Source organism: Thermogemmatispora sp. (genome assembly GCF_019683755.1).
In the GTDB taxonomy this organism is placed as follows: domain Bacteria; phylum Chloroflexota; class Ktedonobacteria; order Ktedonobacterales; family Ktedonobacteraceae; genus Thermogemmatispora.
In genome coordinates, this window is record NZ_JADGHT010000244.1 from 1 (window position 1) to 7,145 (window position 7,145).

Here is a 7,145-nt window from a genome sequence, read left to right on the forward strand (position 1 = left end):
GAGCAGGAGCGGGAAGGAGAGCAGGAGGGTCAGCGGTCTGGGGGTCGATGGCTGTTGTGGGAGCAGGTACCTGGGAGGGCGCTTGTGAGGCCGGTGGGCTATGGGGTGCTGTTGCGAGAGCGGTTGCGCAGGCAGATAGAGCGGTTCCGGCGAGGGGAGCTGCGGCTATCCAGGCGGGTATTGTGGGTCTGGGAGCGTTGGCGGGTTGAGGAAGAAGAGGGAGGGTGTTTGTATGGAATTGTCTGATGCTTTGTCCTTGTTTTTGTTGGATTGTGAGACTCGTGCTCTTTCTGCTGAGACGATTAGATGGTATCGAGTACGGTTGGAGTTGGTGTTCAGAATGTTGGAGGAGAAAGGGGTATCTGATTTGGAGAGGGTTACTGTGGTGCATTTGCGTGAGGTTGTTCAGATGCTTTTGCGGTCTTTTGCTTGTGAGAGGCATCCTAAGAGGCCGACAGAGGGGAAATTGCTTTCTGGTCAGACTGTGCAAGGGTATGTGAGGGCAGTGAAGGTTTTCTTTGCTTGGGCTGTTAGGGAAGAGCTGCTTGAGAAGGACCCTGCTGCTCGTTTGGTTCAGCCGAAGGTTCCTAAGCCTATTGTGGATGCGTTGGATGAGGGCTGTCTTGTGAAGATGTTGGGGGTTTGTGATACAAAGACGGAAAGGGGATTTAGGGATTTTGTCATTTTATTGTTGTTTTTGGATACTGGTATTCGTTTATCGGAATTGGCTGGTTTGAGGTTGTGTGATGTAGGAGAGAGGCATTTGATTGTATGGGGGAAGGGAAGAAAGCAGCGTGAGGTAGGTTTGCATTCGGAGGTTTTGAGGTTATTGTGGAAGTATATCCATTTGTATCGTAAGGGAGCTGGTCGTGAAGAGAATATTTTTCTAGGTCGGGGGAAAAGGCCGTTGAGGCCATCGGGGATATATGAGGTAGTTAGGAGGGTAAGGCGGTTGGCTGGTGTGGAAAGTCGTGTTTCTCCGCATGTGCTTAGACATACGTATGCAAAGATGTATCTGGAGAGTGGTGGAGAGCTATTCAACCTGGCTAGGGAGATGGGTCATAGTACTGTGCAGGTGACTCAGAGGTACTTGGAGGGTTATAGATCTTCACAAGCTAGGAAAGAGCATGAGAAGTTTTCTCCTATAGGGCGGATTAAGGGGGTTTTGCGGAGGAAGAGGGGAGGTAGAAAGGTGGTGTAGTGGTGGAGGTGTTAGCTGGCCTAGGGGATAGTGTAACCGGAGGGGAAAAGAGGTGTTAGCTGGCTCAGGGGAGTGTGTTAGCTTTGGGTTGTGGCAGGGCTGTCTAGCCCAGGGGATCAGGGTCAAAAAGGTCGATCTGAAGGGGAAAGGTGCCCTGGGGTGAGTTGGTTGGGGAAAGGGCTGAGTGGGCTTGTGGAGCTGTGTGGAGCGGGAAGAAGGAACAGGTGGGGCGAGTGGGACTCGAACCCACACGGGGGTCTCACCCCAGGGGATTTTAAGTCCCCTGCGTCTACCATTCCGCCATCGCCCCAGTACACACCGTTTATATCAGCTTGGCCTTTAGAGGCCTGGGCCCATGCATCCCTACGGCTTTACTTCTACCTGCTGGCCTGGCCTACCAGACTGGCACTAGCGAACCAGACCAATTCTCCTAGTGGCTAAGGTCAAGCTCTGCAATGCCTCAGATCCCAGTGCAATTCTAGCAGATCTTAGAGAAGAGGACAAGTGGAGGCTTGGCCAATTTCCCTCTAGCAGGCGGCTTGAGGAGCAATTTGTCAAAGACGGCGGTGGCTGTATTGACGTGCCTTTTTATCTGCGGCATAATACCAGAGTGATCGTTATACATGTAGATGACATGTAAGTGGGCGGAACGCAACAAATGACAAACGAAGCAGGCACTCACAATCTTTCTGGGGAAGGGCAAAAGCGAGGCACATATGAGGTGATCGTGGTCGGAGCCGGTCATGCTGGCTGCGAAGCTGCATTAGCCAGCGCGCGCATGGGCCGTAAGACGCTCTTGCTGACTATGAACCTCGATAGCGTGGCCCTGATGCCCTGCAATCCTTCAATGGGCGGACCAGCCAAAGGGCACCTGATCAAAGAAATCGATGCCCTGGGCGGTGAAGTTGGTCGCAACACGGATCGCACCTTCATCCAGATCCGTTTGCTCAACACAGGCAAGGGGCCAGCAGTACAGGCTTTGCGAGCTCAGTGCGACAAGCAAGCCTATCGGCTGGCAATGAAATTTGCGCTGGAGGCACAGCCGAATCTTGACCTGAAGCAGGCGACGATCACGCACTTTCTCTATGAGCAAGGCGAGGATGGACGCCCGATCATTCGTGGTGTTGTCACAAGCACTGGTTGGCAATACGAGGCCAAAGCAGTCGTCCTGACAACGGGTACCTTCCTAAATGGGCGCCTCGTCGTGGGGGAGAAGACACAGCCGGGCGGGCGGGCCGGTGAAGGACCCTCGCTAGGTGTGGCCGACTCACTACGAGCCTTTGGCTTGGAGGTGCGTCGCTTCAAGACCGGGACACCGCCCCGCATCGATGCGCGCACCATCGACTTTAGCAAGACGGAACCGCAGCCAGGCAGTCGTGTCCCCCTCTATTTTTCCTGGGACGAAACGGCACGAGCCGATGTACAGCTGCCGGGCGGGCGCCCTAACCCGGTCTACCCAGTCACCGATGAGGATCTCTCTGGGTGGCGTCCACAGTTGCCTTGTTATCTGGTGCGCACCAATGAGCGTACCCATGAGGTCATTCGGGCTAACCTCCATCGCTCTCCTCTCTTCAATGGGCTTATCGAGGGCATTGGTCCCCGCTATTGTCCCTCCATTGAAGATAAGGTAGTGCGCTTCGCTGACAAGGCCTCTCACCAGGTCTTCTTGGAGCCAGAGGGCTGGCGCACTAGCGAGGTCTATGTCCAGGGGATGAATACCAGTCTTCCCGAGGATGTACAGCTCGCAATGCTGCGCTCTATCCCGGCCCTGGAGCATGTGGAGATTGTTCGCTTCGGTTACGCTGTCGAATATGACTATGTGCCCCCCTATCAGTTGATGCCGACCTTGCAGACGCGGGCTATAGCTGGCCTCTTTCTCGCTGGTCAGATTAACGGCACATCCGGTTACGAAGAGGCGGCCGCTCAGGGCATTATGGCCGGCATTAATGCTGCCCTCTATGCGCGTGGTGAACCCGGCTTTGTCCTGGGCCGTCACGAGGCCTACATTGGCGTCTTGATCGATGATCTGGTGACTCGCCCCTTGAGTGAACCCTATCGCCTGCATACTTCCCAAGCCGAATACCGCCTGCTCCTGCGGGCCGATAGCGCTGATCTGCGCTTGAGCGACTACGCCTATCGCTTTGGACTCATTGATGAGCAACGCTATGCCAGGGTCCTACGCAAGCGTGAGCAGATAGAACAGACTCGGGAACGCCTGAGCAAGGTCATGTTTACGGCCTCGCGCACTGTGGAAGCTGCCGCACGCGCAGTGGGGATCACGCCCCCTGGTCAGTTAATGTCGGCTCGCGATTTGCTGCGGCGTCCTGAGGTGCACTATGCTCAAGTTGCCGAATTGGCGCGCCTAGTCCACCAAAACGAAGAGGCCGCAGAGGCGGAGCCACCTCTGCCTGTACTCTCCACCGAGGTTGCTCAAGAGGTCGAGCTGCAGGTTAAATATGAATACTATGTGCAAAAGCAGCAGCAACTGGTGCGGCAGGCCCAGCGCCTTGAGGGGCTGCTGATTCCTGAAAATATCGATTATCAAAGTATTCCTCATTTGCGGACAGAAGCTCGACAAAAGCTGGCCCGCTTACGTCCGCGCACAGTAGGACAAGCCTCGCGCATTGAAGGAGTCACGCCGGCAGATATCGCTATTCTCATGGTCTATGTGGAGAAGCTACGCGCAGCGGCGAAGGCTGCTTCATAGCCAGAGAGCCGGAAGAGCCAGAGTATTGCCCCCGGTCAGTCAAGCGAGCAAGAAGCGATGGTAGAGCACAGAAGGAGGAAGGCCGTGATGAACCCCTGGTGCATTGTTGATGGACCGTGGTGAGTAGATGTAGATAAGGAGGAGAGGACCGATAATCTTCCTGGCCTGGAGAGGGATGCAAGGAGGCATGGCATGCGGCTACCGCTTAGGATACTTCTTACGCTCCTTTGCTTCTATTGCGATGCGTCCGAACAGCATGCCCATCCTGCCGGGCCGCGAGGCCGTGCGCAGCCCAACCCTGGACTGCGCGCCTTCCCCGTTCCCGGCAGCTGAGCACTATGTGCTGAAGAGGGGAAGAACTGTGTATATCCTTGTGGTTGATGATAGCCAGTTTACAACTGCACTGGTGCAGTTCGCGCTGAAACAGGAAGGCTATGAAGTTGAAGTCACGGACAACCCTCGTGGGGCCATGCAGATGATCCAGAAGCGCGAGCCTGACCTGTTGATCCTCGACATTGCCATGCCCTACCAGAGCGGCTTCGAGTTTACAGCTAGGCTACGAGCTGAGGGGTACGATATTCCTCTGATTTTCATGACCGCCCAGGATAGCATGGAGTCTAAACTTAAGGGCTTTCACATTGGGGCTGATGACTATATTTGTAAGCCTTTCGATCACCAAGAACTGGTCGCTCGCGTCCATGCGGTGCTACGCCGTATCAAGCGCAGCAAACGTAGCGAGGGCCAAAGTATCCGCGTTGGCCCTATCGAACTCTTCCCGGCTGAGCTGCAAGTAGTCATTAACGATCGCGTCAAGGTACCATTAACCCGCACTGAAATGCAAGTCTTGCGCGTTCTGATGAGCTGCCCCGATCAGGTAGTCAGCCGTGATCAGCTCCTCTCCTCTGTCTGGAACGATAATGAGAATAATAGCAATATTGTGGATGTCTACATTGGCCGTTTGCGGAAAAAGTTAGAGCCGGATGCTGCTCATCCCCGGCATATTATTTCTGTGCGTCGTATCGGGTATAAGTTTGTCAGCAAATAAAGAAGAGGGGTAAGGCAGTGAAATCGGATTCTCGCAAGTCTCGCCTCAAAGAGCGTAATATCACTACTATGTCAAATAGATCAGTAAAAAGTGAAGAAACTAGTATGAGTTGGCAGACTGCCTCGTCTGAGGAGAAGCGCCTGTATGCTAGTGAGGAAGCGAAGAGCAAGAGAAAGGTGATACGGGAGCGTTATCCTCCCGATCAGGGTGGGCGGTCGGAAGAGGAATTACTGGCGGACTGTGCCCGTAAGGCGCTGGCAGCGACTACTGATGTGGCCTTCCTGCTGGACAGTCGCTTTCGCCTCCGGGCTTTCAATCCGGCAGCCGCAGCGGTCTTGAAGTGGGAGGCGAGTACGGCTATTGGGCAAGGCTGCGCCCATGTACTCAGGTGTCGTAACCTTGACCATCTGCCGCTCTGCGGGACCGCGGGCTGTCCGCTGGTGCGTGTTCTGCAAGGGGGGCAGCCACTGGCCAACGAAGAGATCATCCTTGGGGCCGAAGCGGCCCAGGACTGGGAAGCCTCGGTGAGTGTCACCCCTGTCCTGACCCCCGAAGATCGCTATGTCTTCTTTTTGGCACGCGATGTCTCTGCTCTCAAGATGGCCAATCGCATGCGAGAGCATTTTGTATCAATGGTCTCACATGAACTACGCACACCACTCAACTCTGTTCATGGCTTTATTGAACTCCTGTTGCGTGGTCAAATGGGGCCGTTGAACGAGACCCAACGTGAGTACCTAGGCTATGCCAGTGAGGCGTTGCAGCAACTGCTCTCACTGGCTGAGGACGTCCTCTTTATGGCGCGTTCCGATGCTGGACACTTTGAATTACGGCGGCAGCAAGTCAATATTGAGACTCTCGCGCAGCAGGTGCTAGAGAGTATGCTACCGCTGGCGCGCAAAGCTGAGATCGTCATGAGCAAGGACTTTGAGTTGCCTACTCCCCTCGTGCATGCTGATCCCCAGCGAATGAAACAGGTGCTCTCAAACCTGCTGGGAAACGCTATTAAATTCACACCTCCGGGCGGGACCGTGATCTTGCGCGCTCGCCCCGATCCCGATGATCCTCAGATGGTGCTTCTTTCTGTCAAGGACACTGGCTTTGGGATCGCGCCCGAGGACCAGCCCCACGTGTTTGAACGCTTCTATCAGGCCACCCATAGTATGCAGTCCAGGATGGGAGGCTATGGACTGGGATTGACTATTGCCCGCCTCATTGTTGAGCAGCATGGGGGCAAGATCTGGTTTGAGACGGTTCCCAACCGTGGTACTACCTTCTTTTTCACTCTTCCCCTCTATCGTGAGTCGGTGGTAGCAGAACAGAGCAGGGGCGATGATCCCAACTAGGGAGCAGGAAAAGAGACCGGAGCCGTGCCTGCCTGGACTGGAAGTCAGTACAGAGTCAGGCAGAGGAGAGGTATAGGAGCCAACGATGAACCTTCCGCACCTGGCCTTACTGCCAGAGCGAATCTTGAATAGCTTCGTTGGGGCTGTTCTCTCCTCTCCGACTGCCGCTGGTCGGTTCTCGATAGGCATTGTTCTTTGAGAGTCGATCGGCCAAGCGGGTTGGCTCTGGCAGGCGGTAGCCGCGACAACAAGAGAGCACATAGCGGATGCTGGTGTCCAGGCTCACCCGGTGACCAATGGAAATGATCATTGGCTTGGTGTGTTCACGTGTACGGAGAGCGGCGCCAATGACCTCGCCCTGGTCGCGTAAAGGAACCCAGGAGCCAACCGCTTCGCCTAGCTCCTGCTCGTTATAGTGACCACGCAGCACTGACTTTGCGCAGCCAATAGTGGGCAGGTCCAGCCAGAGACCTAGGTGTGACGCAATGCCCAGACGCCGTGGATGAGCGATTCCCTGGCCATCCACCATAATCAAATCCGGCTCCTGCCGCAGCAGATTCAGGGCCCCCAACACACAGGGCAGCTCGCGAAATGAAAGCAGGCCCGGAATATACTCCATGCGTACAGGCTCTTCGTAAACGTGTTGCTCCTCAAGCTGCAGCGAGGGGTAGGCAAGAAGGACAACGGCGGCGCGCGCCAGGCCATTGCTCTCATTGATCGCTAGATCAACGCCGGCGATATGCTGCACCTGGGATGGTAGGCGATCCTCACGAATCACACGACTGGCCAGCTCTTTCTGCAAAGCAATGGCCTGCTCGGGTGACATATTCCACTGGTGCAGAGGAG

5 protein-coding genes and 1 tRNA gene are annotated in these 7,145 nt (G+C 55.3%); 4 read left to right on the plus strand and 2 right to left on the minus strand.

Annotation, left to right across the window (positions count from 1 at the left end):
* Positions 1-232 precede the first annotated feature (232 nt).
* Positions 233-1,201, plus strand: coding sequence for a tyrosine-type recombinase/integrase (locus tag IRZ24_RS14545; RefSeq protein WP_297165480.1), 969 nt, complete (start codon positions 233-235; stop codon positions 1,199-1,201).
* A gap of 225 nt (positions 1,202-1,426) precedes the next feature.
* Here the strand turns inward: IRZ24_RS14545 and IRZ24_RS14550 are convergent.
* Positions 1,427-1,511: transfer RNA gene (locus IRZ24_RS14550), tRNA-Leu, on the minus strand.
* Between the two features lie 348 nt (positions 1,512-1,859).
* On the opposite strand from IRZ24_RS14550, the gene mnmG reads away from it, so the two are divergent.
* The 3 genes from mnmG (at position 1,860) to IRZ24_RS14565 (ending at position 6,299) form a co-directional block, all read left to right on the plus strand.
* Positions 1,860-3,908 (plus strand): tRNA uridine-5-carboxymethylaminomethyl(34) synthesis enzyme MnmG, encoded by a 2,049-nt coding sequence (gene mnmG / locus IRZ24_RS14555; protein ID WP_297165482.1) that lies wholly within the window; start codon positions 1,860-1,862, stop codon positions 3,906-3,908.
* A gap of 187 nt (positions 3,909-4,095) precedes the next feature.
* Positions 4,096-4,953 (plus strand): response regulator transcription factor, encoded by an 858-nt coding sequence (locus IRZ24_RS14560; RefSeq protein WP_297165484.1) that lies wholly within the window; start codon positions 4,096-4,098, stop codon positions 4,951-4,953.
* 104 nt (positions 4,954-5,057) lie between these two features.
* Complete coding sequence (locus tag IRZ24_RS14565; protein WP_297165486.1) at positions 5,058-6,299, plus strand: ATP-binding protein; 1,242 nt, start codon at positions 5,058-5,060, stop codon at positions 6,297-6,299.
* A 106-nt stretch (positions 6,300-6,405) separates the two neighbouring features.
* On the opposite strand, the gene nfi is transcribed toward IRZ24_RS14565, so the two are convergent.
* Positions 6,406-7,145, minus strand: a 740-nt coding sequence (gene nfi / locus IRZ24_RS14570; RefSeq protein WP_297165488.1) for a deoxyribonuclease V, incomplete at its 5' end; no start/stop codon positions are given.